Source organism: Cyclobacterium xiamenense (genome assembly GCF_900109255.1).
In the GTDB taxonomy this organism is placed as follows: domain Bacteria; phylum Bacteroidota; class Bacteroidia; order Cytophagales; family Cyclobacteriaceae; genus Cyclobacterium; species Cyclobacterium xiamenense.
Map to the genome: position 1 here is coordinate 676,141 of NZ_FNZH01000001.1, position 26,062 is coordinate 702,202.

The following is a 26,062-nucleotide window of genomic DNA, read 5'->3' on the forward strand; positions in this document are numbered from 1 at the left end:
GTTTAGAAAATGAGTAAGTAAACTACTAACAAATGAAAAAAATTCCGTTTATCGTAAGTCTGTTGCTGGCATTTGCCGGATGTCAGCAGGAAGAAAAACTACCGGAAATAGCGGCTGTTACCTATCCGCTTTATCAAAGTGCGGATTATGCGTTCGAAGGTACAGCTACTTTTGAATTGAAAGAAGATGCCAATGTTGAATTGCTAATTCAGCTGGATGGGGTACGATCCATGGATCCCTATTTCTACACTGCACACCTACACTTTGGGAGTTTTGACGAAGCAGACGCGTCCATTGCGCAAGTACTGAGCCCGATTGACAGCCGCACCTTAGAAAGCCGGACTCAACTTGGCAAACTCACTGACGGTAAAGCGATCGACTTTGAGTCCCTTAAAAACTTTGACGGGCACATCAAGATCCACCTGGCCGATCAGGGGCCGGATTACGACATCATCCTGGTAAGTGGCAATATTGGCAGCAACGATACCTCACTCGAGAATTTCAATTCCAATAAATTAGCACTTTGTTCACCTTCCTACCCTAATTATTAATCAAATTTATTTAGCTTTGAAAACCGGTCAAAAACGTCCGGTTTTCCCTTAAATTGGGTTTATTTAGCTGATTATTAGTAAATTTGGCTGGTTGACCGACACCGGTTTTTAGATAATGCCGCAAAAAATTTATCTACTGAAAAACATTTTTGTTTAATGTGTGTTAGTATACTATTAAACGAAATTGTCATGAAGTTATCAGCCAAATACCTACTTATAATTTTCGCATTTCTTGTTTTAAGTCATCAAGGAGCAGGGGTTTCCGTAGAGGTGGATGGGGCTGTTGGTTTCAGAACGGCACAAATGGTGGCATTCTTTCAGGAATTGTTCGCTGGATTTGCACAGGACGTATCCAAACACGCAATGGATCTGCCACATACGCGAATTTTTGATAATTGATGTAATACCTACCGACTACAATACATACCAAAGCTAAACCAACGTTATCTAACAAAAAAAATCGCCTCCAACGGAAAGCGATTTTTTTTATTTGTAGAACAAGGCGCCAGTTACCTACGGGTGATTAAAACTATAAAGCGCCGTTATCTGTAACGCACGTGTTGCGAGGTGCGTTCTCCATTCGGATAGGTGTCGGTCTCTTTGTCCCACGGGCAGGTATAGTACGAGTCAGGAACCAAAAGCCACCGGCAACTTTCCGGTGGCTTTGGTAAAAGCGGAAGTAAATGATTGCCGCTTATTCTCCTCATCAATAGGCTACTTTCTCTCACATTTTATCGATTCTATCCTACTCAATGTGAACGGTAAATTTCATTTCAGTGGTATTTCCATTGGTATCTTCGGCCAAAATAACCAAGTCCAGGTGGTCTTCTCCGGAAGGCACCATAATGGCATCGTCTCCAGTCAGGACCTTGGATAGGTCGATCATTTCGTTATGGGGTAAATCGGGTCCGCTTCCTTCTTCCAACCAGGCAGAAGTTCCCCACATTTTTTCGTAAAAATACTCTTCATCGGCGATTCGATGGTTGTGTCCATCGTCTCCGCCTCCATGGTCTTCGTGTTCCTCCATCAAACGAACCCATAGAAACGCGATAGGCGCACTTAGTGTATGATCGGTTTTGCTGACGGTACCCTGTACATCGAGTGGCGAACCGGCTGCTCCTTCTAACTCATCATCATGTAGGTTGGTGACGTCGATAGCAGGCGCGTAAGGCGTGCGGATCTGTATGGTTGCCAGGTAACTACTACCATCGGCAAATCCGGTTTGGTTGCCATGCACATCGGTCGCTTCAATCGAAAAATCATACGATCCGGCAATCACCGGGTCAGAGAGGCGGGAGTTAGCCCCGGTCCAATAAATGTCCGTACCCGTTCCGTCAATATTGATACGTGTGCTTCCCTCCGGAAAGCGAAAATCCGGGTTCGACGCTTCAGGGCTGTAGATGTCATTTACGTCCAAACGAACAAAGTCGTTTTTCATTCGGGCGTGGCTGTGGCCGTCAAAATTAGCATGGATATTGACCCGTACCTGCCCAATACCGGATGCGTCTTCTACCGAAAAGCGTATATGGGTGTGATCAGCTGTTTCACTGAAAATTTCGCCATTTTCGGGTTCGATGTAGTCGTGCCCATCCGCATGGTCGATGACCGGGGCCTCCAAATCTTGAGGGGGCTCATCTCCGGTTCCACAGGCAAGAAAAAAGGTAGAGGCAAAGGCGAAGAGCAGTATTCCGTTTTTTTTCATAAATCTAGTAGCAATTACAGTGGTAGTACCTAATTCAATTTTATTGCATATGCATTGTTGTTGCAATAATAAAACAAACGTAGAACAGTTCCTAAAAGTTGGCGAAGAAAATCTCAAATACTTTTTAGGGATATGGGGATTTTGAGGTGGAGGTTGATATTTCGCCCTTGTTCGGGTAGGTTTAGTAGGCGGTAGCGACTTAGATGGTTAAAAAAGTACGTATTAAGCAGGTTTTGCCCACTCAACTGGAATTTCCAGGGGCTTTTTGCTACCAGCAACTCCCATCCCAACCCAGCGTGCACTAAGCCATAGCCACCGGTAACGCGTTCGTTTCGGTCCACTCGGTTTTGGCTGGCCACTTGCCGGTATTCCAAATATAGGTAGCCATTTTCCAGGATCCGGGTAGTTTGAGGAAGGGACCATTCGATGCTGCCTAGCAGACTGGCCGGCGGGGTTAAGGGCAAGGGCAAGCGGGTATCCAGGTTTTGGTTGTATACGTATTCTCCGGCCAGCGAGGCTTGCACACCTGGGATCGGTGCCCATTGAAACTTCAATTCGGCTCCGGCAAACACCGCATTGTTTTGGCGGTATTCCCAGAGGGTACTGGCCCCGGGAAGGGTAGAGAATCTTCCGGTAGGTGCCAGGTAAATATAATCCTGGTAATAGGCGAAAAAGGGGCTGAACCCAACCAGTAGCTTCTCCAGGGAATGGGTAAAGTTTAGGTCTGCCTGGTAGCTTCGCTCGCTTGTGAGATTGGCATCTCCTATTTCATGCCGGAAATTGCCGTGATGGATGCCGTTGGTGGACAGTTCGATGGGCGTAGGAATGCGGTAGCTGCTACCCAGATTCGCTTTGAAATTCGTGTGTTCATTGAAAATCCAGGACATGCCGGCAGAGCCGCTTAGGTTGGCAAAGTCCCGGTCGATGTCCGGGTTTCGCTGTACCGTTTCCCCGGTTGGGTTGAGGGAGGCATCGTAAACGGGTTGTTCGTGCGCCTGTATTTGATGACGGGCACCATCGAGTCGGATCCCTGCATTTAGGATGACGTTTTCCTTCCATCGGTATTCGTGAAAGTAAAACATGCCGGCGTTCCAGGACTGAAACATGGGCAATAAAAACTCAAAGCCACCAAACCGATTGTCCATAAAGGAGGCTTGAACACCAATGATGGATTGGTGGTCGGCGTTTATGTAATGGTTAAATCGGGCATTTGCAGTGTAGGTGTCAAGGTCCAGGTAGAGTGCCAGATTGCCTTCCGGCGTAGGACCAACCCCGTGGATATGTGGCAGTGATTCCTCCCTTCGTTGGTTGCGTTGGTACCCCAGATCAATTTCCAACCAGTTTTTTTTCAGTTGCACCGTGGTATTTGAAATCACCTTGAGGTGCGTATTGTTTTGCCTTGGAAATTCGATATTGCCGTACTCGCCGTTGTGGCGGAGGTTGTAGCTGTTAGGAATACCCACGGCTCCCGTAAAAATCCCCGCTTTCTGGTGAAACCGGCTAACCGTAACGGTCGTTTTTCCCCAATTTTTTCGCAACCCCGTCATGAACGAGAAATGCCTTTCTTTTCCGGCCGTATTTTTCAATCGGGAATCGAATACGGGTAATTCAAATCCAGCGTAAACGAATCGATCTGCAGGTACCCGGTAATCCTGGTAATCTTGCAGCGTGACCCTACCTTTAAATACAAAATCCTTTTCGTTGCCTTCCACCATCGCCGAATGGCTGCGCATGGCATTGTTGGTTCGGTAACTATTGATCAAATGGCCCTGAATGGTCCCTTCCCGAGGCAGCGGGGCAGGAGAGATATTGATAACCCCCGACATCCCATCCGAACCGTAGATAAGGGAAGCGGGTCCTTTGACTACTTCTACCCGGTCCACATCAAAGGGGTCAATCTCCAGCCCGTGGTCTGCGCCCCACTGTTGGCCTTCTTGCTTGATTCCCCGGTCGTTGACCATGATGCGGTTAAAGCTCATTCCCCGGATCACCGGTTTGCTGATGCCTACCCCGGTATTGATGGTACTGATGCCGGGCAACTTTTCCAGGGCATTGGCAAACGTTCCGGCGTTATTTTTTTCCAAAAATTCCCTATCCACCACCTCGATGGTTTGGGATTGTTCCACCGGGCCATTTTTGAAGGGGTTGGCTTCGATGGTGAGGGATTGCAAGGTAATGGCGGATTCGGAAAGCCGCAGGTCAAGTTCCAGGTCATTCGTGGTCAGGGTAATGGTGCGGGTCAGCGCCTTATATCCCAGGTGTGTCACGTGCAAGTGGTAGTTGCCGGGATTCAGGCCTCCCAAGCGAAAACGACCATCCAAATCAGCAGCCGTTCCCTTGCCCAACTCGTGCACAACGATTAAGGCCGGTAGACCATCGCCCTGCTCGCTCCGAACCGTTCCCGTTATGGACAGGGAACGTTTTTCCTGTGCCAAAGAATAAAGGGTTACGAAAAAGAATAAATAGCCTGAAAGTAGGAGTGTCCGCACGAATGGTGGAATTGGATGATACGAGTGAAATACAGGATACGAAGATACCAGTATTAATCCATCATTGCAACAGTATGGCAGAAATTGGGAAACACTAGCGCTTGGGTTTTATCCGGTCCAGCAAGTGTTCCAATCCGTTAAGCCGAATTTCATACATGGTTTCCAACCAAACGCCTAACTTTCCCTCGGGAAAACCCTGGCGCTTGAACCAAATCAGGTAATGTTCCGGAATATCACAGATCAGGCGGTCTTTGTATTTTCCAAAGGGCATTTTTTTGGACACCAGATCAAGTAAAATGCTCGAATCCATTGGTTTAAACGATTAGTTTAACCAAGAATCCCAGGGAATACGGCTGAGAATGAGGATGAATCCAATACCATAGAAGAGGTAGATGCTTCGAAACTTGCTTTTGCTTTCCGTTAGTTTTTTGGCGCGGCTGTATCCAACGGTAATCAATGCTACGGCAAGAATATTGATCAGCGGGTGCTCCAGGGCGTAGAGTCGACTCATCGAGTCCCCCATGGCTTCTCCGCTAAGGTTGGAAAAACCAAGCGGACTGAGGAAGTACAACACAATGCCAATGAGTAACTGTACGTGCGCGAGGATCATTCCAATCAAACCGAATTTTCGGTCTTTCTCACTGAAGGCCTTGTTGCCCAAAGCCCCAAAAAGGGCGGCGAAAATACTAAACAACAAGCCCGCCAGAACAAGGTAGGCAAGAAACGAATGAAGGTGCTGAAATCCGGTGGTCATGGTTTGTTTATTTTCAATTTTTCAAAAGGCTAAATAAAGAAAAAAATGCGACTATTCTGCCAATCAAATGGTCTTTGTGAGGGAAAGCTACGTTTTTGTTGCTCTTGATAGCTGCCCTCCCGAGAATATCCGCAGTAGAATGGGTCGGAAATGCGCTGCAATCGAACGGGAGGGGAAATTATCTTTCCTCTGAACGGAGCTTGCCTCGGGTGAAAATTAGCAATCCCTGATTTTACAAATTATCTTTGCCATTCGGATGCTTGTTTTTTTTACACACCAGCAAAATTTTCCCACTTCATGAATTATTTGAACTTTGTATTGGAGAACAAAAAACTGCTGACTTTTGGGTTACTGATGACCAGTCTTTCCGGCTACGGACAAACGTACCTGCTGGCCCTGTATGTGCCGTATCTAATCGAGGAGTTTTCGTTACAAAACGCGCAGATTAGTGGTTACTACATGATCGCTACCATCGCTAGTGCCTTGCTATTGCCTCAGTTGGGCAAATACATCGATAAGACAAGCCTGGTGAAATACACGCTCATGGCCACGGTCATCTTCATTTTATCCATGGTCTTGATGAGTTTTAACCAACATTGGTACTTGTTACCGCTGGCGTTTTTTGGACTTCGCATCGCTGGACAGGGATTGTTCAGCCACATTGCCATCACCAGCATGTCAAAGTATTTTTTAAAAGGAAGGGGAAAGGCCATCAGCCTGGCTTCGCTGGGGCATCCGGTAGGACAGGCGGCGCTACCCATCATGGTGGTAGGCCTGATCAACTTGTTTGGGTGGAGGCAATCGCTTTTGGTGAATGCATTGATCGTCCTGATCGTGGTTCCGGTATACCTAAAGCTATTTATCGACGAAAAAAAATTGGTCGTTCACGAAGAGGGCGGCAGCGCAGGAGCGGTCTCTTCGACCAAAGAAGTTTCTCAATGGGAGATTTTGAAATCCGGCAAGTTCTGGTTGCTGGCACCAAATCTCTTTGTGCTTTCGTTCACCGTAACCGGTTTGTTTTTTTACCAGTTTGCCATTGCTGAATTTAAAGGATGGACGCTGGAGTGGATGGCCGTTGGGCTTACCTTTTATGCCCTCGCCGGTTCCCTGGCCATTCTGTTTGCTGGTCCGCTGATTGATAAGTATACGGCGAGAAAATTTTTTCCATTTTACCTGATTCCTTTTCTAATCGCCATCGTCTTTATTTGGTTGGTAAACGATTCCCTGGTCATCTTTCCTTACATGATCCTTATGGGCGCTTCCGCGGGTTTTGGAAATGCGATTATTTCGGCGCTTCAGGTGGAATTGTTTGGCGCGAGCTTTATTGGAAAGGTACGGAGCATCTTTGCCTCGGTGATGGTACTTAGTTCGGCGATAGGTCCTGCTATCTACGGGCTGGTGGTGGATGCTGGCTACAGCTTCGATGCGCTGTTTATCGGATCGATCGTGCTACTATTTGTCATCATTTTGCTCTCATTTCGAATCGTTCCGAATTATACCTATGCTAAAATGAAATACAAATTCAAGCGTAGGCACCGCCGGTTTGATTTTTTCAACATATTTAATTTAAAGCATTGATTACTAACACATTGGTTTGAATCGACTTCAGCAGAAAATTTAAAAAAAACAGTCCTTTTCAAGGGTATGTGTTGGACCTTTGTAGCACAGCACGTACCTTTGTGTCAACGATTGAAAATTATGCAAACATTCGTGGCGCTTCTGTTATTTACCCTTTGCTATGGACTGTTGTTCTTGTCCATGTTCCCTGTAAAAAGGTTCAAAAAATTTAACGAAATCTCCCATTCTGCGAAGAAAGCCTTCTACCGTCAGTACGATTTGACCTGGCCGTATTTTTTATCCTTTTTGGGGGGCTACTTGTTGGCCTCCGTCATGGTTTACCTGATCCGGGATTCTATCTGATTTAGTCTTTCCAGAGACGCTCTTCTGCATCCAGTACGGGTTTGAAGTCGATTGTAATACCTTCCATTTTTTGTTGGATTTCGTTGAGACAAAGGTTTCCGATACTGCCTTCGTGGGTATGGTGGACTCTTTTTCCGGGAGAAAACTGCCGGTTTTCAATATCCAGTCCCACTTTTTTATAGGCATCTCGGAAGGGCATTCCCTCCAGTACCAGTCGGTTGACTTCTTCCACACTAAAGAGATAGGCATACTTTTCATCTTCGAGCAATTCTTTCTGCACGGAAATGTTTTCCAACATGAGTTGGGTGATGGATAAGCAATCCCGTAGCTGCTCAAACGCTGGAAAAATGGTTTCTTTCAACAATTGCAAGTCCCGGTGGTAACCGGTACTCAGGTTGGTCAATAGCAGGGTGATGGTTTGGGGATAGCTCTGGATCTGGTTGGTTTTGGCACGTACCAATTCAAACACATCCGGGTTTTTCTTATGTGGCATGATGCTCGAGCCCGTAGTGAGTTCGTCGGGAAACCGAATAAACCCGAAATGTTGGTTCATAAAAAGGATCGCATCTGTAGCGAGGCGGTTTAGCGTTCCTGCCGTAGCGGCCATCGCAAAGGAAAGGGATTTTTCGGTTTTTCCCCGGCTATTCTGTGCGTTTAGTACGTTGTAATGCATGTCAGCAAAGCCAAGCAATTCGGTCGTCAGGGTGCGGTTCAGGGGAAAGGAAGAGCCATAGCCCGCTGCAGACCCAAGTGGGTTGCGGTTCACCAATGCATAGGCTGCCTGCCAAAGGTACATGTCTTCGGCCAAACCCTCCGCCAATGATCCAAACCATAGGCCGAAGGAGGAAGGCATGGCCAACTGCGTATGGGTGTAGCCTGGCATGAGGTCTCCTTTATGCTTTTCCGCCAATCGCAACAATAGCGCAAATAGCTTTTCAACCTCCTCCATGGTTTGGCGGATGGCCTGCCGGTAGTACAATTTGAGATCTACGAGTACCTGATCGTTTCTTGATCGTCCGCTATGTAGCTTTTTGCCCACGTCTCCGTAGCGTTCGGTAAGCAGAAACTCTACCTGACTGTGTACGTCCTCAACCCCCGGTGCTATGGAAAACCTTCCTTCTGCGATCTCCTGCCGAATCTCTTTGAGACCTTTTTTTAGCACTTCCAATTCCTCGGCAGTCAATAGATTGATGGAAGCGAGCATGATGGCGTGTGCCATGGAGCCTGTGACGTCGAAAGGAGCCAGGATCAAATCAAACTCCGGGTCACGTCCGATGGTGAACGTTTCAACTTCTTTTTTGCTCGTTTTGTCTTTTTGCCAAAGCTTCATGCGTTTGTCTGGATTAGGTGGGAAAAATAATTTTCCAATAGTGAAATGTACAGGGAAATACCCTCCTTGATTTCGTCGGTATGGATATATTCGTCGGCGGTATGGGATCTCGCGGAATCTCCCGGCCCTATTTTCACAGATGGGTAGGGAATTAAGGCCTGGTCTGACAGGGTAGGGCTGCCATAGGTCTCCAATCCCATGGACCTGGCCACCAGCAGCAAGGGGTGTGTCTGGCTGATTCGGGACGGGCGCAAGCGCATGGAGCGGGGGTGAAGGTCGGCCTTTACCACTTGCCTGATTTCCTCCAGTGCTTCTTCCAGCGTGTAGGCATCGGTCACCCGCACATCCAGGGTATAGGTGCATACGTCGGGGACCACGTTGTGTTGGGAGCCCGCTTGTAGGATGGTGGCCGAGACCTTGCTGGGTCCCAGGTACGGAGAAACCTTGCGAAAGCGAAAGTCCCGTATGGCCAGTAAATCGTCCAGGGCTTCGTAAATGGCATTCAGTCCTTCTTCTCTCGCCGCATGGCCGGCACGGCCTTTTACCTGGGCATCAATGACCATCAGCCCTTTTTCTGCCACCGCCAGTTTTAGTAGTGTAGGTTCGCCTACGATGGCCAGGCTCATTTCCGGCAATTCCGGGATCAGGGATTCGATTCCGCCTTTTCCGCTGATTTCTTCTTCTGCCGACGCAATCAGCAGGAGGTTTACCGGCAGTTGCTGTTCGTGAAAGTATACGAATGTAGCAATGAGTGCGACCAAGGGGCCTCCTGCATCGTTTGATCCCAGGCCAAATAGTTTCCCTTCTTTTTCCAGGGGCTCGTATGGATCCAGGCTATAGCTCTGATTGGGTTTGACCGTATCGTGGTGGGAATTCAGGAGGACCGTCGGTAGACTTGGGTTGTATTTCGTCGCATAGCACCATATGTTGTTCCCTTTTTGGTGGCAGTTAATTCCCTTTTTTTCAAGATAGGATCGGATAATCGCCGCCGTTCCGTCTTCTTCCCGGCTCAGCGACGGGGTGCGGATCAGGTCTTTGAGTAAGTGAATGGCTTCGGTATACAGTTGTTCGATGGATTCCAATGAGGCAGTTGTTTAGGTGGCGGGCTCAGTATAGCCCGTACTTTTGGGACTCAATGATGGTGCCGGCATTTTTACCTTTCGATGCCAGCAGCAGGTTTTCCGGCAAGCCCAGCCATACGTGGACAACCCCTTTGGCCAGTGCATTAAATGCGTTTTCCAGTTTGGGTATCATGCCAGAATGAATGATCTGATCCCGCAGTAATTCCTTGTATATATCCTCGTTGATAAGGGGAATCAGTGAAGCATCGTTGTTGGCATCCATGAGTACGCCGGTTTTATCAAAACAATAGTAGAGGTTTACTTTGTGTTTTCGGGCCAAAGCGGTTGCGATTTCGGAGGCAATTGTATCGGCGTTTGTGTTGAGCAACTGCCCCTTGCCGTCGTGCGTTATCGCAGAAAACACCGGTGCAATGGATGGTTGCAAAAGAGACTCCAATAGCTGCGTGTTTACCTGCACCACGTCCCCCACATAGCCATAATCCACGTCCGTTACGGGTCTTTTGACCGACTGTATGGCATTGCCGTCTGCTCCAGTAAGTCCGATGGCTTGCTGGCCGTACGTATGCAATTCGGCAATCAGGTTTTTGTTGATTAGTCCGGCATATACCATGGTGACCAGGCCCAGTGTTTCCCTGTCGGTAATGCGTCGTCCCCGGTACATTTGAGGTTCGATACCCATAGCCTTTCCGATCCGGCTGGCCAGCACCCCTCCTCCATGAACCAGGATTTTTTTTCCCGGAAATTTTGCAAAAAGCTGGAGGAAACGGCTGGCGTTTTCCGGATGGTCGATGACGTTTCCCCCAATTTTGATAACACTGATTTCCATGGTATGGGGATTTATAGCAGCGAATCGATTACCGCCTGTGCGGCGAATATTCTGTTTTTGGCTTGATTCTGTACCAGGCTTCGGCTACCATCCAGTATTTCGTCGCTGAGTTCCAGGTTCCTGCGCACGGGTAAGCAATGCATGACCCTGGCCTTGGAATTTTTTTTGAACTTACTTTCTTTGAGTAGCCAGTTTTCGTCTACTTTCAGAATTTTCCCATAAGGATTGAACGCGCTCCAGTTTTTCACATAGACGAAATCGGCGTCTTCCAGGGCTTTGTTTTGGTCGTATTCAATGGTCGCCCCCTGGGTAAATTGCTCGTCCAACTCGTAGCCCACCGGGTGCGTGATGGTCAGGTCATGGCCGCAGCCCAGCGCCCATTCGGAAAAGGAATTAGCGACGGCATGTGGGATGGATTTGATATGTGGAGCCCAGGTGAGTACCACCTTTGGCTTTCTTTTTTCCTGAAAATTCTCCCGAATCGTGACCATGTCCGCCAGGCTTTGCAAGGGGTGTCGGATGGCGCTTTCCAAACTGATCACCGGGATGCCGGAGTAGCGGATAAATTGATTGATGATAAAGTCCTCTGTATCTTCTTCTTTATTCGTCAGGGAGGGAAATGCACGAATGGCCAGAAAATCAAAATAGCCGCCCAAAACAGCCGCCGCGTCTTTGATATGTTCCACCTTGTTTTTATTCATCAATACCCCATCCTGCATCTCCAGAGCCCAGGTTTCTTTGTCCATGTTTAGTGCAAAACTCTCCACCCCCAGATTGGAAGCGGCAAGTTGCGTACTCACCCTGGTCCGTAGGCTGGGGTTTAAGAAAATCAATCCCAGACGCTTCCCTTTCCCCTTTTCCTGATGTTCCAAGGGAGATGCTTTACATGCCAGGGCTTTATCGATCAGGGAGTCGGCGAGGGTACGTGTATCAAATTGTGTAAAGTTCTTCATGGTTTTATCGGGTCGGCTTTTTGTTCGGTTACTTGTTTAAGACTGCTGAGGAATTCCTGTAAATCCGACCGTTGAATGCCCAAAGGAGGCAAGAGACGAATGGTTTCTTTGCTGGCGGCACTGCCGGTAAAGATGCGGTGATTTTTGACCAGTTTGGAGCGGAAGGGTGCGGCTTCTTCCCGGAGATCAAACCCGATTATCAGGCCTTTGCCGCGCACCGAAGAAATGGCAGGAAACTCCGTGGCCAGGGCTTCCGTCAGGAAATCCCCCTGCTGTATTGCGTTCTCCATTAAATCTTCCTGTTCGATGATTTCCAATACCGCCAGCCCTGCCGCGGAGGCCAGGTGGTTTCCACCAAAAGTAGTCCCCAGCAACCCGTGGCGGGCCTGAAAATCGGGATGGATCAGAACCCCTCCAATGGGAAATCCGTTTCCCATCCCTTTTGCGATCGGAATTAAGTCCGGCTCCAGTCCAGCTGTCCATTGGTGGGCAAAAAACTTACCGGTTCTTCCATAACCCGCCTGCACTTCGTCTAAAATAAAGCAGGCGTCGTATTTTTTGGCCAATGCGGAAAGCCCCTGCAAGAAGTCAGGGGGAGCAACGTGAATGCCGTTCACGCCCTGTATGCTTTCGATAAGAATGGCAGCGATCTCTTCGGTTTTCAGGCGATGTTCGACCGCCTCGAGATCGCCCATTTCTTCAAAAAACACCCGATGTCCGGCGTTAAAGGGGGCAACAATTTTTGGGTTATCGGTGACCGCCACTGCTCCGGAGGTTCTTCCGTGGAAGGCTCCTTTAAAGGCAATGACGCCTGCTTTTCCTGTTCGAAACGAGGCAAGTTTGAGCGCATTTTCATTGGCTTCAGCCCCGGAATTACATAAGAAAAGATCGTAGGACTCGTATCCGGATAGCTGCCCCAGTTTGGTGGCAAATTCGGTTTGTAGGGGAATGCGTACCGAATTAGAGTAAAAGGCAATTTTTTCCAGCTGATTGCGCAGACTTGCCACAAAGTGAGGATGGCTGTGCCCTACAGAAATGACAGCATGTCCCCCGTACAAATCCAGGTACCGGTTTCCGCCCTCATCCCAAAGGTACACGCCCTCCGCTCTAACAGGCGTTACCTGCATCAATGGATATACATCAAATGGCTTCATTGGTCGAAAGTTAAGTTTTTATTTGGTACTGACGTCGTTTTTCAAAACGCCACACTTTTCAATTGCAATCCCAGTTTCTCGTCCAACCCAAAGGCCAGGTTCATGTTTTGGACCGCCTGCCCGGAGGCACCTTTCAACAAGTTATCAATGGCCGAGTAAATCACCAACTGTCCCGCTTCCTTTTTGAGGTGGACGAGGCATTTGTTGGTGTTGACTACTTGCTTGAGGTCCAGGTCTTGCTGGGTCACATGGGTAAAGGCAGCTTGCCTATAGAAATGGACATAAGCTTCCAGGGCTGCTTCTTCTGTGCCGCTGTAAGGAAAATACGCCGTCACCCAAATGCCCCGGGCAAAATTTCCCCGGTACGGAACGAAGAACACCTGTCCATGGAAATCGGAGTCCAACTGGCCAAAGGTTTGGTTGATTTCCTTCAGGTGCTGGTGGGTAAACAGTTTGTATACCGATACGTTTTGGGTCCGCTCGCTAAAATGGGTAGTGGGGCTAAGTTTCTTGCCGGCGCCGGTACTTCCCGTGATGCCGGTGACATGTAAGGGGCCCGCGCACCAACCTTCCTTCACTGCTGGTGCCAGAGCCAGCTGAATACCCGTGGCAAAACAACCTGGGTTTGCAATTCGCTTCGCCTGTTTGATACGGGAGGCATTCACCTCGGGCAATCCATAGACAAAGCCCTCCGACTCGTCCCTAAAATCGGTACTTAGATCGATGACGACTGTCTCTTGCCCAAAGGGATGCTGCTCCAGAAAAGGCCTGGCTTCACCATGGGGCAAGCAGAGAAAAACCAGGTCCAGGCCTTTGGTATCAATCTGATTTGTGAAAACCAATTCCGAATCGCCAATTAAATCCGGATGTACGGCCACCACCGGTTTGCCCTGCTGACTATTGCTATGGATCCATTCCAACGACACCTGGGGATGGTGAACGAGCAGGCGAATGAGTTCACCTCCGGTATATCCAGCGGCTCCAACGATTCCGGTTTTAATCATCCTTTTCCTGGTTTACGCTGTGAAAGATAGCGGTTTGATTGCCAAGAATTCGGGTAAATCCTTTCACGTCCTCCGCTGTATAGCCTTTATTCATCTCTCCATAGCTGCCAAACTTTGCCGACATGAGATCGTGGTCCGAATGAATACCGATCATGCTAAAGCGGTAGGGCATCAATTGAACGTTCACTTCCCCGGTTACATAGGTTTGGGTCGCTGCCATAAATGCTTCCAGATTTCGCATCACCGGATCAAGGTAATGGCCTTCGTGCAGGTGGTTTCCGTAAAATTCCGACAGCTGGTTTTTCCAAAAGGACTGCCATTTGGTCAGGGTGTGTTTTTCCAGCAGCTGGTGTGCTTTAATAATGACAAGTGGAGCGGCTGCTTCGAAACCCACACGGCCCTTGATGCCGATGATCGTATCGCCCACGTGAATGTCTCGCCCGATACCGAAAGGACCGGCAATTTCCTGTATTTTTATTATCGCGGCTACCGGATCTGCGAAAAACGCTCCATTCACCCGGTTGATCTCACCTTTTTCAAAACCAATGCGAAGAACTTCGGGATCGGTTTTGCTCACCTGGGTAGGGTAGGCTTCTTCCGGCAGGGCCTGATCCGAGGTAAGTGTCTCCTTACCCCCCACAGACGTGCCCCAAATCCCTTTGTTGATGGAATAGGCCGCTTTTTCAAAATTCATGTGCACCTGATGCTCCTTGAGGTAGCTGATCTCCTCTTCCCGGCTCAATTTGAGGTCCCGGATGGGCGTTATGATTTCCGCCTCGGGAAGGATGGTTTGAAAGATCATATCAAACCGAACCTGATCATTACCCGCCCCGGTACTTCCGTGAGCCACAGCGGTTGCTCCGATGCTTTTGGCGTATTCTGCCAGTGCTTTGGCCTGTAGGATCCGTTCGGCACTGACCGATAGCGGATAGGTTTGGTTTTTCAGTACGTTGCCGAAAATCAGGTACTTGAGTACCTCCTGGTAGTAGGTTTGGGTTACATCCAATACTTTAAACGAAGCTACGCCTAATTTTTTGGCCCGCTCTTCAATACGTTCCAATTCCTCTTGCGCAAAACCACCGGTATTGACTAGTACCGCATGTACCTCGTAGCCTTTTTCCTGACTCAAATAAATGGCACAAAATGTGGTATCCAATCCACCGCTGTATGCTAAAACTACTTTTTTCATAATGTATCTTACTGTTTGCAAACGTCGCCGCGAGCAACTTTTGACTTAGGATGATTGATTTACTTTTCCTTTGACCTTCGCCAGTGCATTTCGTTTTCCTTTGGCAATATTAAGAAACATGGCCCGTTTGATTTTTATCAATCGTTCAAAAAGGCTGAGATTCTTTTTAAATTCCGAGGAAAGCTTCTTTTGCTCCGCCTTTTTTACGCTTTTAGGTTCGTAGAGCATGGCCGTACACAAGCAGTTTGATCGGTTTTTGCTCATGAGAATGGGATAATTCACGCAGCTTTGGCATCCTTTCCAAAAATCGTCATCGGTGGTAAGGTCCGAATAACTTACCGGATAGTAGCCCAATTCGGAGTTGATCTTCATAACGGCTGCCCCGGTTGTGAGCCCGAAGATCTTGGCATCGGGGTATTTTTTTCGGCTAAGCTTAAAGACTTCTCGTTTTATTTCTCTGGCCAATCCGTGCTTTCTGAATTCCGGCGCAACAATCAGCCCCGAATTGGCCACGAACTTTCCGTGTCCCCAGGCTTCGATGTAGCAAAACCCCGCCCATTCTCCCGATTTGGTAAGTGCGATTACTGCTTTTCCTTCATTCATTTTTGTCCGAATGTATTCGGGAGACCTTTTGGCGATTCCTGTGCCCCGGGCTTGTGCCGAACGTTCCATTTCCTGAGTAATGATCTCAGCGTAATGACCGTGCTCTCCCGATGCGGGTTTTATGATAAATTTCTGGTTCGACATGGCAACATGGATTGGGGCTTATTCGCATTTCAATTTTGAAGTGCTTTCCGGCGAACAGCCCGAAGAAGGTTTGGTTGAAATGAGTGTATACGTGCTTTCGAAATGGATGCATCCACGTAGGATACATAAAAATAAGACAGGGACTATGCCCTGAAAACAGTCCGAAAGGTCTTTAAAGGAAACAGAACCGGATACCCAAAAAGATTTGTATGGGCCAGGTAGGGGTTGGATGCTATGTGCGTTTCTTTTTTCATTTTAAACCATACAAATATTTATTTATTTGATCAAATATACAAATTTTGGACCCAGATATTGCAGTCGGCCATGCAGCGGTCTTTTTCCATGCAATGGCAGTCGTTTTGCTTCTTGAATTTCTCAGGATTAATTAAAGGTATAAATTTAAATTAATGGTTATATTTTTAATTATTTAAAGACATTTATTCATTTTACTAGGAAGTTTTTTTTATATTTTTCTATAAATTGACTTTAGCCTGTTTTTTGTTGCATGGACTAGTTGAACCAAACAGATAAAACGAAATGGCAAAATGTTTTGCATTAATGGGCTGGAGTTTGCCCGTCATAGAAAGTATGCAAAAGCTCAACAAACCGTATGTGGTAGTTTCTTACCCGGATTTTGAGGAATATGCGAAGGAGCACAACATTCCGTTTGTTTCTTACGCGTTTAATGAATGGAGCGATTCGTCGAATTCGCTGGATTTAAAGGTAAAATTGGATGCCTTTGGTGCAGACGTGGCGGTTCCTCTCTTTGAAGAAACGGTGGAATGGGCTGGGGCACTGAATTCCCTGTACCGGGATGATCCCCGGGTGTTGAATCGGGCTTTCCTTTTTCGAAACAAAGCGATGATGAAAAGAAAAGCGTTGATCGGCGGATTGCGGGTAGGACTTTTTGAAGAGGTATACAACAAAGAGGGTGTTAAAAACTTCATGAATAGGCTCAACCAGGCCAACCTGCAAATTGACGGAGAAGAGGACAGTTGGGTTCACATCAAGCCATTTGCTTCGGCGGGAACGGTCGGACACCGGTTGCTGCGCTCACAATCCGATATCGATACCAAATGCCAGGACGATGACTTCCCCTGTCTGGCGGAAAGCCATTTGCCCGGACGGGAATTCAGCTGTGAGGCATTTATCCACGGTGGGAAAATCCGGTTTATGAATATCACCGAATACGTAAAGCTTGGGTACTCCAACTTTATCCCCGAGGGAAATTACCTACATACCAAAAGGGAGAAGATATTGAAAGAAATGCAAAAGCTGGTTGATTTATTTGGTATTCAATACGGCATGATCCATCCCGAATGGTTTTTAACAGAAAACGATGAATTGAGCTTTGGAGAGGTGGCATGCCGGATTCCCGGCGGGCACATTCTTGAACTTTGCGGTCAGGCCTATGGCTTTGATGCGCTGGCTGCGTTCGTTATGTGCCACGATCCCGAGCTTACCGAAGAGGAATTGCAACAACTATTGCCTCCCTTGGATGCGCGGCCCGAAACGTTCTATGGAAATGTGATGATTTACCCGCATAAAAATCAGATTTCCAAATTGGTGATTCCAGAAGAATTGAAGGAAGAGTCCTATTTTCTGGATCACAACCTGGTACCGCCATTAAGCAGCCAGAAAATTAGCGATCGGGAAGGCTTTGGCAACCATTTTGGAACAGTCAATTTTAAGGGAGAGGATCCCGATCGGATGACAGAATTATTGCTGCATTATGAAAATGTGGATTTTTATCACTAGAATCGAGTTTAAGTAAACCAATTTTATGCAAGAAGAAGGAGTGATCTCAGAAAGCAACCTGGCGTCTTTTGACGAGTTGTTTGAGAATTATAAGTCGGCTACATCGCTGACGAGAGGGGAGAAAGCCCAGAAAATTATGGGGCAATTGGATACCTGGTGTGGGACACTACAGGGAATCCGTGAGGTTTACCAACGCATTCCTGACCTAACCGAAGCAGGAATTTTCAAAGGCGGTCCCTGGGAACACCCGGATAAGCTGGTGCCCCAATTGGTCAATGGCACCTACAAAAGTGGTCACCCTAATTCTACCATCGAACTCCTGAGCGAGCTGCGTATGCTTGCATTGCTGGAAGGAGAGATCGCGGGCAGTGAGGAACAGCAGGGTGAAGCGGATAGCTACCTCCAGGAAGTACTGGTGCATAACTTGGAGTTTGTCTTCAACGAACCCCAAGAGGAGACCCGCCTCGCCATGAGTGCGCATGAACTCACCAAGGTTCATGCGCTTTTCCAGTTTATTTTGGAAAAAATTGAGCTTTCAAAAGTAAAGTCCAAGTTGGTAGAAGAGTTAACCCTTATTTGTGAACAGCGCCCGGTAGTTACAGAAAAACAGCGTCGAATCATTGCGTTGGTGAAGGAGAAAATTGAGCTGAATCCGGATGATCCGGCCGATATGGAACTATTGGCTTTCCAGCGAGTGATTTACAAACCCTCCCCGGGAGCAGCGGGCAAGGATCACCTGGCTTATGGAAAAGCGCTTAACCGAATGAAAATTGAAACACTCGAGGAAGAGGCCAGTGCTCTGGGAAACAGCATGTTGCAGTTCGGATTGGTCAGTACCTACCAAGCGGTGTTATTGGTGCACCTGGTGAAAAAGGATTACCAGGAATTGATACCGGTTTGTTTGGGCCTGAATCCAACCGGTCTTGCGCGGTTTAATGAGTTCAAGGATTTTGTCTGTTTCTTGATTTTACAGGTAATTCATCCCTTCAACGCCCAATGTATTTTTGGCCTGGCGAAAATGCTCGAGAATGGTATTATTTCGCGGGAAGCGGTTCGCTCCGGTCTTTTCAACTTGACCAAGATCACCGTTCATCCCGAAGTCGCCCGTCGCATCCTGAAATCCACCCGAACACCCCACGAAAAAGTAACGCCCAAACAGTACTTGATCGGAGCCCTTTTTCGTATTCTGGGACAGCCGCTCGGGGTAGGACAGGGAAATAACCCCACATGTCAGAGTGCGCGGGGCATAAGCATGTGGAGCCAGCATGCCCCGGCAAAGTTGATTCATATGGTACAAACGGCAGCGGTATACGATAATCTCAGTTTCCGTTTTGAGGGTCAGGAAATCAGCTATTCCACCACGCCTGCCGGATTGGTTCAAAACCTGGATCATCACCTGGATGCGGTATCCGTAACACTGGTGCCCAAGCTTGACAGGGTGTATAACGAGATGATGCGAAGGGCGTCCGGGCGGGGAGAGGATCCACATAAATGGGTAAATCCAGGATTGTACGGACAATGGATCCAAATCGGATTTGCCTCCGCTTACGACTACCTGTCTAATGCCATTGTTGATTTTGATGGATTTGTGCGTGTGTTTTACTCGATGTGCCATCCACGTTTCAACGGTGGCCACCGCCTGGTATATCCCAATCCCGTCGGGATTTTTATCACCTCGGCCAAAGGCGAAATGCTGGGCTTCCACGCCGTCTCGCTTCTTCGGGTGGACGAGGATCCTTCCGGCGTTGTTCGCGCCTATTTCCTAAACCCCAACAACGAAGGCCGACAGGATTGGGGACAGGAGATCAAGCCCTCAGTGTACGGAAAGGGAGAAATTCATGGAGAATCGTCCCTGCCTATTTATCAGTTTGCCGCCAGGGTGTATGCCTTTCATTACAATAACCTGGAAGCTGCTTCCAAAATGGAAACAATCCCTCAGAAGGAAGTGGACGAAGTCAGAAAGTTGGCCAAAAATAGCTGGGGGAAATCTTATACATGGTTGGAAATTAAAAAACAATGGTAAAACATTCGTCAAGAATTGAATTAAAACAAAGTGCCTATAAGAGCAATGTTAACTTTATCCGTAAAAAAATAGGTGAGAAACCCATACTCTCTTCTGTGGTCAAGGCAAATGCCTATGGCCACGGGATTGAGTCCTTCGTACCTATGGCCGAACGCTGTGGAATCAATCATTTTTGCGTGGCTTCCTCGTTTGAGGCAGAACAGGTATTGCAGGTATGCAAGCCGGAAAGTGAGATTCTGATCATGGGTATCATCTACGAAGAGGATCTGGAGTGGGCAATATCTCATGAAATAGCTTTTTTTGTCTATTACTTTGACCGCTTGCCGAAGGCATTGGAAGCCGCAAAGCGGGTTGGGAAAAAAGCAAAAATACACCTGGAGGTAGAAACGGGCGCCAATCGAACCGGAATGCACGCCAAGGAGTTTCCCAAAGCGCTTGCCTACCTCAAAAGAAATACCGACTGGCTCATTTTTGAAGGCTTGTGCACCCATTTTGGTGGAGCGGAAAGTGCAAGCAATCAATTTAAAATCGATCGGCAGCACAAACGCTACAAGGAATTTCTCCGGCAGTGCAAAGAAAAAAAATTCTTGCCTCAGTTGCGGCACATTGCCTGTTCGGCGGCTGCATTGGCGATGAAAGATACCGTCTACGACCTGGTTCGGATAGGTGTGGCCCAGTATGGATTCTGGCCCAGTCCGGATATCTATTTTTCCCATTTGCACGAGACCAACAAAAAAGCAGATACTTCTTTGAAACGGATTTTCAGCTGGAAGACAGATGTGATGGATATTCGGGAAGTGAATGAAGGGGAATTTATTGGCTACGGTACCGCATTTCAGGCCACACAAAAAATGACGATTGCGGTGCTTCCGCTGGGATATTCCAATGGCTACCCCAGGGCCTTATCCAACCGCGGGCAGGTGCTCATCCGTGGAAAGAAAGCACCCATCGTGGGTTTGATTAACATGAACTTGTTTATGGTTGATATTAGCCACATCACAGGAGTGAATGTAGGCGAAGAAGTGGTATTGATCGGGCGGCAAAACAATAGCGTGATCAACGTTTCCAGCTTTACCAATGTCACGCAATTGCTAAACAACGAGATGCTTAGTCGACTCCCTGCAGCCATTCCACGTACGGTGGTTCGCTGACGAGCACCGCACCGATCAATTTCACTATCGGGACTTACTCAAAAAAGTCTGCAGATACCAGCTGTCGGGGAATACCGGGGCCGGAAATAAACAACTGGAGTGTTTCTCCTGCGATGTCCTCGAAATAACGAACTTCCAGTTCTTGTTTGCCGGCAACCAGTTCAAGGGTGTTACTTTTTTCCGTTGCAGAATGAGAGCCGTCGTTATCAATGACCAGTTCCCCATTCACGTACAAAAGGCTTCCATCGTCGGACTGTAGGTAAAAGGTATACTGACCTTCGGTCGGGACCACAAGTGTGGCGGTATAGCGTACAGCAAAGTGGTCTTCCCGGTGTGGGATTTCTTCGAGGCTGATCTCCGAGCTTTTTCCACTGGCTTGTAGGACAAGGCCCTGGAAGTCAGGGACCCGGGAAAACGTACCTTCCAGGTATTCCCAATTGACCCGGCCCGGCTTCGTGGTCAGGCGGTATTGTTGGATTTCAGGCCGGCTTTCCTCTCCATTGACCACCGAAATTGCCGTAACCAATTCGCTCCGCTTTAAGTGGATGGGTTCCTGATAGACGGTGCCAGTGGTAGCCGTAGGAACCGTGCCATCCAGGGTATAGCGTATTTCTGCATGGGGTGCATCCGATTTTACTTCCAACAGAAGCGTGTCCTGTTTGAAAAATCCTCCGGTAGGAAAAATCAGTGGCATGGGGGCGAATGAATCGGCAGGAACCGAGGGATCAAACGCTTCGACAATCGGCCTTCCCACGCCAGCTTTGGGTGGGGTTATCCCCAGGGCGTATGCCAGGGTAGGAGCCACGTCGTACTGATAGCAAGGCTTGTCAATTACTCGGCCGGGCTGGATTCCTTTTCCGTATAGGATAATGGGGATTTCTAATTCGTCCAGACTGGTTCCCCCATGCCCTTTGCCAATACCACCATGATCTCCGGTAATCAGAATCAATGTTTCGTCCATGATACCCGCGTCTTCCAATTTTTGCACAAAGTCACCAATTAGGCTATCGTAATGCGAGATGGAGTTAAAATAGGCCCGGGAGTCGTGCCCGTCCTGATGGCCGAAATGATCGATTTCGTCGATATCAATGAATAAAAAATCTGGTTTTTCTTCGAAAAATGCCTGTACGGCTTTCGAAAAAACATCGTCTCCACTGCTTCCTTTGTATACCCGCTTTGCGGCATCCAAATCGTAGAGACGGGCAAGTCCTCCCCATTCGTAAAACAGCTGCATGTTGGCATCTGGTAGTTGCTCGTGCATCCAGTTAAACAAACTGGGGTACCGACCACTGTCGGTTGTCAGCACGGGCGGCCACCGCTGCTTGTCTAATTCCCAGGCATTGTCATAGACCCCGTGTTGCAACGGATCGGCACCAGTGAGCATGGAGGTCCAGTTGGGGGAGGAGTTGGTCGGCAATACGGCCCGGGCAAAGGGGGCGATGGCCCCCTCTGCAACCAGTTGATTCATATAGGGCGTCTCGGCCTTTTGGAAACCCCGGGACCCAAAGGCGTCGAGACCGATGAGAATGGCGTGGGTTACTTTTCGTTCAGGGACCTTTGGCTGGCACCCGATGCAGCAGGCGAGAAACAGTAGGTTTCCCAGTAGCAGGTGCAGGTATACGGGAGTATTGGGTTTCATGATGGGCTCAATGGATCAGGGAGAATAGTTTTTCCGGCTCATCTGTTGTGATGAAATCTACGTTTTTTTCCAGCAGCCATTGCATGTCTTCTTCCTTATTGACGGTCCACACATTGACTGTCAAGCCCAATTCGTGTGCTTCGTCGATCCATTGTGGGTTTTCCTTCACCGTTTTTATGTTGTAATCAAAACCGAAAAAACCATGATCTTTTAGTTGTTTCGGTGTTTTATCTCCCATTAGATAGGCCACGTTGGCATTGGGGTCCAACGCCAATACGCGCAATCCGATGTCATAATCGAAGGTGATGTAGTCGATCCATTCTTCGGCATTTAATCTTTTCACCAGTTCCACCGATTTTGTCGCCAATTCCTGCCCTCTTTCCTTGGATATCCGGGATGGTTTGATCTCAAAGATCAGTTTGGTTCCCTGCTGGGTCATTCCTTGCCGAATGTATTCTTCGGCAGTAGGGACTTTTTCTCCGTTGGGCAATGGTTTTTTTAGCAGCTCGGCATAGGTTACCTCTTCAATAACCATTCCTTCGTGATCCGCATCGTGATTGGCTACCAGCACTCCGTCGGCAGTCATCCATACATCAAATTCCGATCCTTCGCAGCCCAAGTCTACTGCCTGTTGCAGGGAGGCCAGCGAATTTTGGGGATACGGAGCGGCTTTCCAGGCTCCCCGGTGAGCGATTACTTTATTGCGGTGGAAGTTCATTTGTTGGGCATTAGTCTGCAAAAACACGGTTCCTAGTAGCAGAAAGGTAAGAAGAATGCGGTGTACCATGGGTATAACGTTGCTGGTTTTTACGCAATATTCGAAAAGAAATGGGAATCACCAATACTTGGGGATAAATAAACGGTTACCAAATGATGAGCAGAAGGTTTCCGGAAAACGATGGGATGGAAAAGGAGACCAGGACTACTCCCAGATGCCAGTGGGAACGATTTCGAGTACGTGTCCGAAGGGGTCCTCAAAATAAAAACTATTTCGATCGCGGCCCCAGTCTTGTTCGTGGGTGATTTCGATGCCCTTTTCACGAAGAAGCGCCCGGGTAGCCAGGTAATCGGCTTCCGGTACTTCGAAGGCAATGTGTTGCTTCCCATGGGCATAATGCGGAGGGAGGCAGCTCTCCTTTTCGGTTACTTCGGGCAGAAAGCACAGCAAAACCGAATCCCCGCATCTAAAAAAAACATGCCTTCCTTCAACCTTCGAAATGAGGGGCATTTCCAATAAGCCGTTGTAGAACGCCACCGCTTTATCCAGATTTGGGATGTAAAGGCAGGTTTCTTTGATACGGTTGTACGGAATCATGAGGGGTTGTTTGGCAATTATTGATTATTTTCCAGGTAAAAGGACTGCAGGATGTAATGTAATTGCTCGTATTCAATCAGAAAGGCATCGTGTCCGTAGGCGGATTTGATTTCCCGATAGGTACCCTTGGCTACGTAGCGGGCGATATACCGGGATTCGTCGCAGGTAAACAAGACGTCGGTATCGACACCGATTGAAAGCACCCGGCAGTGGATACGGGCGAGGGCATTGGGGGTACCGCCCCTGCCTCTTCCCAAATCGTGACTATCCATGGCCTTGGAAAGAATCCAGTAAGACAGCGCATTGAAGCGATTGGCAAGCTTTTGCCCCTGGTAACGCAGGTAACTACTTATTTTAAAGTTGTCTGTTTTTTCTTCCGTCTCACTTTGGCTTTGGACAAAGGTTTGCGGGTGCCGGTAACTGAGCATGCCAATCGCCCGAGCTGTTTCCAGGCCCTTTTTTCCAGCGTCTGGATGTTCTTTTCCCCAGGTTTCATCGGATTCGATGGCCATGCGTTGCGTCTCATTAAAACCGATAATCCAGGGAGATGCTTTCGCATTGGACGCGATGATAATGGCATTTTGTAAGCGATTTTGCAGGGAATAGGCCCATTCCAAAGCCACTTGACCACCCAAAGAACCTCCAATCACCGTATTTATTTTTTCCAGGCCGAGATGCAGCCGCAGCCGGTCCAGGGACGCAGCAATGTCTCGGGTGGTCAGGTTTGGGAAATCGTAATAATACGGCTTTCCGGTATCCGGACGGCTACTCAATGGCTGCGTGGATCCATAACAAGATCCGAGATAGTTTGCGCAAATGATGAAATAATTGGCAGGGTCGTAAAACTTGTCTTCTCCTACCAGGCCCGACCACCATTCCTGTGGGTTGGCGTCTCCGGTCAATGCATGCATGATCCAGATCACGTTGTCTTTTTCGGCATTGAGCTGTCCCTGTGTGGTATAACTCAATTGAAACTCAGGCAATATTTCTCCAGACTCCAAGGGGAGTGCTTCCTTGCAATAAAAAATATCTCGGGTCATTTCAATGGTCAAATGCGGCGATTGAAGGTTCATTTGATGAAATTATAGTTTGTCAAAAGCTGCGCTGAGGTCTGCTTTTAGGTCTTCCACATGTTCGATTCCACAAGAAATCCGCAACAGGGTAGGCGTAACACCCGCAGCCAGCTGTTCCTCCTCGGAAAGTTGTTGATGGGTGGTAGCGGAAGGTTGGATTATCAGCGTTTTTGCATCTCCTACGTTCGCCAGGTGGGAGATCAATTCGAGGTTATTGATAAACTCCGATGCTCCTTCTTTTTCACCTTTCAGCTCGAAACTCAACACCCCGCCATAGCCATTGGGGAGGTATTTTTTTGCCTGCTCGTGATAGGCGCTGGAAGCCAATCCGGGATAATTTACCTTTTTCACTTTTGGATGTTGCTCCAGCCATTCTGCCAGGGCCAGTGCATTGTCGACGGTTCGCTGCACCCGTAGAGAAAGCGTTTCCAAGCCTTGCAACAACAAAAAGGAATTAAACGGACTTAGGGCCGGACCGAAATCCCGAAGGCCTTCCACCCGTGCACGGATAGCAAAGGCCACGTTGGGTAGGCCCAGCGGATTATTATCGCCAAAGGTTTCCCAGAAATTAAGCCCGTGATAGCCTTCCGAAGGTTCGGAGAATTGAGGAAATTTACCATTTCCCCAGTTGTAATTGCCACCGTCGACGATGATTCCCCCAATTGAGGTACCGTGCCCGCCTATCCATTTTGTGGCGGAAGAGGTCACAATAGTCGCCCCGTGTTTGATGGGCTGGCAAAGATAGCCGCCCGCACCGAAGGTATTGTCTACCACCAATGGGATATCGTATTTTTTCGCAAGTGAGGCCACGGCTTCAAAATCAGGCACATTGAATTCCGGATTGCCGATGGTTTCTACGTAAATCGCCTTTGTCTTGTCGTTGATTTTTGCTTCCAGATCGGCTGCCTTATCGGATGCAGCAAATCGGGCCTCAATGCCAATTCGTTTGAAGGAAACCTTAAACTGGTTGTACGTTCCGCCATACAGGAAGGGAGACGTGACAAAATTATCCCCAACCGTCAGGAAGTTGTTGAGGGCCAAAAACTGGGCTGCCTGTCCGGAAGCCGTCGCGACCGCTGCCACTCCACCTTCCAATGCAGCCACTCTTTTTTCAAAAACATCCGTGGTCGGATTCATGATCCGGGTGTAGATGTTGCCAAATTCTTTCAGGGCAAATAAATTGGCTCCGTGCTCGGCCGAATTAAACACGTAGGAAGTGGTTTGATAAATGGGAACCGCCCGTGAGTTGGTGGTTGGGTCAGCTTCCTGTCCTGCGTGAATTTGTAATGTTTCGAATCGGTACGTTTTTGACATGATTGTTGTGTTTTAGGTCTATGTTTTTATGAAAATGATAGGATGAATACGCATGAATTGGCACTTAGAAACGCATGCAAACCCGCTC

The 26,062-nt window shown here is 48.2% G+C and carries 24 protein-coding genes; 7 read left to right on the forward strand and 17 right to left on the reverse strand.

The annotated features are described in order from the left end of the window. The first annotated feature begins 32 nt into the window (after window positions 1-32). Together BMW71_RS02385 and BMW71_RS02390 are read left to right on the forward strand one after the other, a co-directional pair. Complete coding sequence (locus BMW71_RS02385; protein WP_241685051.1) at window positions 33-551, forward strand: hypothetical protein; 519 nt, start codon at window positions 33-35, stop codon at window positions 549-551. Window positions 552-740: 189 nt separating this feature from the next. After that, window positions 741-950 (forward strand): hypothetical protein, encoded by a 210-nt coding sequence (locus BMW71_RS02390; RefSeq protein ID WP_143057530.1) that lies wholly within the window; start codon window positions 741-743, stop codon window positions 948-950. 346 nt (window positions 951-1,296) lie between these two features. Here BMW71_RS02390 and BMW71_RS02395 read toward each other — a convergent pair whose 3' ends face one another. The 4 genes from BMW71_RS02395 to BMW71_RS02410 form a co-directional block, all read right to left on the reverse strand. Then, window positions 1,297-2,253: a DUF4625 domain-containing protein gene (locus BMW71_RS02395; RefSeq protein ID WP_092168946.1), complete on the reverse strand. Its 957-nt coding sequence runs from the start codon at window positions 2,251-2,253 to the stop codon at window positions 1,297-1,299. A gap of 113 nt (window positions 2,254-2,366) precedes the next feature. After that, window positions 2,367-4,688 carry a TonB-dependent receptor gene (locus BMW71_RS02400; protein ID WP_092168949.1) on the reverse strand — a complete coding sequence of 774 codons (2,322 nt, stop codon included), beginning with the start codon at window positions 4,686-4,688 and terminating at the stop codon, window positions 2,367-2,369. A gap of 148 nt (window positions 4,689-4,836) precedes the next feature. Then, entirely contained in the window at window positions 4,837-5,052 is a 216-nt protein-coding gene (locus tag BMW71_RS02405; protein ID WP_092168952.1) for a DUF3820 family protein, read from the reverse strand. Window positions 5,053-5,064: 12 nt separating this feature from the next. Beyond that, window positions 5,065-5,496: a hypothetical protein gene (locus BMW71_RS02410; protein ID WP_092168955.1), complete on the reverse strand. Its 432-nt coding sequence runs from the start codon at window positions 5,494-5,496 to the stop codon at window positions 5,065-5,067. A gap of 297 nt (window positions 5,497-5,793) precedes the next feature. Here BMW71_RS02410 and BMW71_RS02415 point away from each other — a divergent pair, with 297 nt between their 5' ends. After that, complete coding sequence (locus BMW71_RS02415) at window positions 5,794-7,074, forward strand: MFS transporter (RefSeq protein ID WP_092168958.1); 1,281 nt, start codon at window positions 5,794-5,796, stop codon at window positions 7,072-7,074. A gap of 120 nt (window positions 7,075-7,194) precedes the next feature. Further along, window positions 7,195-7,416: a hypothetical protein gene (locus BMW71_RS02420; protein WP_092168961.1), complete on the forward strand. Its 222-nt coding sequence runs from the start codon at window positions 7,195-7,197 to the stop codon at window positions 7,414-7,416. Window position 7,417: 1 nt separating this feature from the next. Here the strand turns inward: BMW71_RS02420 and argH are convergent, their stop codons facing one another. Genes argH through BMW71_RS02460 form a run of 8 tightly spaced genes read right to left on the reverse strand, consistent with a single transcriptional unit; the run spans window position 7,418 to window position 15,701 of the window. Continuing rightward, complete coding sequence (gene argH / locus BMW71_RS02425) at window positions 7,418-8,746, reverse strand: argininosuccinate lyase (RefSeq protein ID WP_092168964.1); 1,329 nt, start codon at window positions 8,744-8,746, stop codon at window positions 7,418-7,420. After that, window positions 8,743-9,828, reverse strand: coding sequence for a M20 family metallo-hydrolase (locus BMW71_RS02430; protein ID WP_092168967.1), 1,086 nt, complete (start codon window positions 9,826-9,828; stop codon window positions 8,743-8,745). Before BMW71_RS02430 ends, argH begins: the two co-directional genes overlap by 4 nt. Before the next feature lie 25 nt (window positions 9,829-9,853). After that, the gene (argB, locus tag BMW71_RS02435; protein WP_092168970.1) at window positions 9,854-10,654 is read right to left on the reverse strand and encodes an acetylglutamate kinase; all 801 of its coding nucleotides are present in this window, start codon (window positions 10,652-10,654) and stop codon (window positions 9,854-9,856) included. An 11-nt stretch (window positions 10,655-10,665) separates the two neighbouring features. Then, window positions 10,666-11,607 (reverse strand): Rossmann-fold NAD(P)-binding domain-containing protein, encoded by a 942-nt coding sequence (locus BMW71_RS02440; RefSeq protein ID WP_092168973.1) that lies wholly within the window; start codon window positions 11,605-11,607, stop codon window positions 10,666-10,668. Further along, window positions 11,604-12,761, reverse strand: coding sequence for an aspartate aminotransferase family protein (locus BMW71_RS02445; RefSeq protein ID WP_092168976.1), 1,158 nt, complete (start codon window positions 12,759-12,761; stop codon window positions 11,604-11,606). Before BMW71_RS02445 ends, BMW71_RS02440 begins: the two co-directional genes overlap by 4 nt. A gap of 41 nt (window positions 12,762-12,802) precedes the next feature. Continuing rightward, entirely contained in the window at window positions 12,803-13,765 is a 963-nt protein-coding gene (argC, locus tag BMW71_RS02450; protein ID WP_092168978.1) for an N-acetyl-gamma-glutamyl-phosphate reductase, read from the reverse strand. After that, window positions 13,758-14,954, reverse strand: a complete 1,197-nt coding sequence (argG, locus tag BMW71_RS02455) for an argininosuccinate synthase (RefSeq protein WP_092168981.1) — start codon at window positions 14,952-14,954, stop codon at window positions 13,758-13,760. The genes argC and argG overlap by 8 nt, the downstream gene beginning before the upstream one ends. A gap of 45 nt (window positions 14,955-14,999) precedes the next feature. After that, the gene (locus tag BMW71_RS02460; protein WP_092168984.1) at window positions 15,000-15,701 is read right to left on the reverse strand and encodes a GNAT family N-acetyltransferase; all 702 of its coding nucleotides are present in this window, start codon (window positions 15,699-15,701) and stop codon (window positions 15,000-15,002) included. Between the two features lie 537 nt (window positions 15,702-16,238). On the opposite strand from BMW71_RS02460, the gene BMW71_RS02465 reads away from it, so the two are divergent. Genes BMW71_RS02465 through alr form a run of 3 tightly spaced genes read left to right on the forward strand, consistent with a single transcriptional unit; the run spans window position 16,239 to window position 20,633 of the window. Continuing rightward, window positions 16,239-17,459 carry an ATP-grasp domain-containing protein gene (locus BMW71_RS02465; RefSeq protein ID WP_092168987.1) on the forward strand — a complete coding sequence of 407 codons (1,221 nt, stop codon included), beginning with the start codon at window positions 16,239-16,241 and terminating at the stop codon, window positions 17,457-17,459. Between the two features lie 25 nt (window positions 17,460-17,484). Next, window positions 17,485-19,482: a hypothetical protein gene (locus tag BMW71_RS02470; protein WP_092168990.1), complete on the forward strand. Its 1,998-nt coding sequence runs from the start codon at window positions 17,485-17,487 to the stop codon at window positions 19,480-19,482. Beyond that, window positions 19,476-20,633, forward strand: a complete 1,158-nt coding sequence (gene alr / locus BMW71_RS02475; protein ID WP_092168993.1) for an alanine racemase — start codon at window positions 19,476-19,478, stop codon at window positions 20,631-20,633. The genes BMW71_RS02470 and alr overlap by 7 nt, the downstream gene beginning before the upstream one ends. Before the next feature lie 34 nt (window positions 20,634-20,667). Here alr and BMW71_RS02480 read toward each other — a convergent pair whose 3' ends face one another. The 5 genes from BMW71_RS02480 to BMW71_RS02500 form a co-directional block, all read right to left on the reverse strand. Further along, window positions 20,668-22,272, reverse strand: coding sequence for an alkaline phosphatase family protein (locus tag BMW71_RS02480; protein WP_092168996.1), 1,605 nt, complete (start codon window positions 22,270-22,272; stop codon window positions 20,668-20,670). 7 nt (window positions 22,273-22,279) lie between these two features. Then, on the reverse strand, window positions 22,280-23,059 hold the full coding sequence (locus tag BMW71_RS02485; protein WP_317041121.1) for a glycerophosphodiester phosphodiesterase: 780 nt from the start codon (window positions 23,057-23,059) through the stop codon (window positions 22,280-22,282). Between the two features lie 135 nt (window positions 23,060-23,194). Then, window positions 23,195-23,584 (reverse strand): VOC family protein, encoded by a 390-nt coding sequence (locus BMW71_RS02490; protein WP_092170189.1) that lies wholly within the window; start codon window positions 23,582-23,584, stop codon window positions 23,195-23,197. A gap of 20 nt (window positions 23,585-23,604) precedes the next feature. Beyond that, complete coding sequence (locus BMW71_RS02495) at window positions 23,605-24,660, reverse strand: homoserine O-acetyltransferase family protein (RefSeq protein WP_092168999.1); 1,056 nt, start codon at window positions 24,658-24,660, stop codon at window positions 23,605-23,607. A gap of 9 nt (window positions 24,661-24,669) precedes the next feature. Further along, window positions 24,670-25,974, reverse strand: coding sequence for an O-acetylhomoserine aminocarboxypropyltransferase/cysteine synthase family protein (locus BMW71_RS02500; RefSeq protein WP_092169002.1), 1,305 nt, complete (start codon window positions 25,972-25,974; stop codon window positions 24,670-24,672). Between the last annotated feature and the right edge of the window lie 88 nt (window positions 25,975-26,062).

Bases quoted from the DNA above. Each gene is read 5' to 3' on its own strand.
- BMW71_RS02385 (WP_241685051.1), top strand. From the start codon at position 33: ATGAAAAAAATTCCGTTTATCGTAAGTCTGTTGCTGGCATTTGCCGGA.
- BMW71_RS02390 (WP_143057530.1), top strand. From the start codon at position 741: ATGAAGTTATCAGCCAAATACCTACTTATAATTTTCGCATTTCTTGTT.
- BMW71_RS02395 (WP_092168946.1), bottom strand. From the start codon at position 2,253: ATGAAAAAAAACGGAATACTGCTCTTCGCCTTTGCCTCTACCTTTTTT.
- BMW71_RS02405 (WP_092168952.1), bottom strand. From the start codon at position 5,052: ATGGATTCGAGCATTTTACTTGATCTGGTGTCCAAAAAAATGCCCTTT.
- BMW71_RS02410 (WP_092168955.1), bottom strand. From the start codon at position 5,496: ATGACCACCGGATTTCAGCACCTTCATTCGTTTCTTGCCTACCTTGTT.
- BMW71_RS02415 (WP_092168958.1), top strand. From the start codon at position 5,794: ATGAATTATTTGAACTTTGTATTGGAGAACAAAAAACTGCTGACTTTT.
- BMW71_RS02420 (WP_092168961.1), top strand. From the start codon at position 7,195: ATGCAAACATTCGTGGCGCTTCTGTTATTTACCCTTTGCTATGGACTG.
- argH (WP_092168964.1), bottom strand. From the start codon at position 8,746: ATGAAGCTTTGGCAAAAAGACAAAACGAGCAAAAAAGAAGTTGAAACG.
- argB (WP_092168970.1), bottom strand. From the start codon at position 10,654: ATGGAAATCAGTGTTATCAAAATTGGGGGAAACGTCATCGACCATCCG.
- BMW71_RS02440 (WP_092168973.1), bottom strand. From the start codon at position 11,607: ATGAAGAACTTTACACAATTTGATACACGTACCCTCGCCGACTCCCTG.
- BMW71_RS02445 (WP_092168976.1), bottom strand. From the start codon at position 12,761: ATGAAGCCATTTGATGTATATCCATTGATGCAGGTAACGCCTGTTAGA.
- argC (WP_092168978.1), bottom strand. From the start codon at position 13,765: ATGATTAAAACCGGAATCGTTGGAGCCGCTGGATATACCGGAGGTGAA.
- argG (WP_092168981.1), bottom strand. From the start codon at position 14,954: ATGAAAAAAGTAGTTTTAGCATACAGCGGTGGATTGGATACCACATTT.
- BMW71_RS02460 (WP_092168984.1), bottom strand. From the start codon at position 15,701: ATGTCGAACCAGAAATTTATCATAAAACCCGCATCGGGAGAGCACGGT.
- BMW71_RS02465 (WP_092168987.1), top strand. From the start codon at position 16,239: ATGGCAAAATGTTTTGCATTAATGGGCTGGAGTTTGCCCGTCATAGAA.
- BMW71_RS02470 (WP_092168990.1), top strand. From the start codon at position 17,485: ATGCAAGAAGAAGGAGTGATCTCAGAAAGCAACCTGGCGTCTTTTGAC.
- alr (WP_092168993.1), top strand. From the start codon at position 19,476: ATGGTAAAACATTCGTCAAGAATTGAATTAAAACAAAGTGCCTATAAG.
- BMW71_RS02480 (WP_092168996.1), bottom strand. From the start codon at position 22,272: ATGAAACCCAATACTCCCGTATACCTGCACCTGCTACTGGGAAACCTA.
- BMW71_RS02485 (WP_317041121.1), bottom strand. From the start codon at position 23,059: ATGGTACACCGCATTCTTCTTACCTTTCTGCTACTAGGAACCGTGTTT.
- BMW71_RS02495 (WP_092168999.1), bottom strand. From the start codon at position 24,660: ATGAACCTTCAATCGCCGCATTTGACCATTGAAATGACCCGAGATATT.
- BMW71_RS02500 (WP_092169002.1), bottom strand. From the start codon at position 25,974: ATGTCAAAAACGTACCGATTCGAAACATTACAAATTCACGCAGGACAG.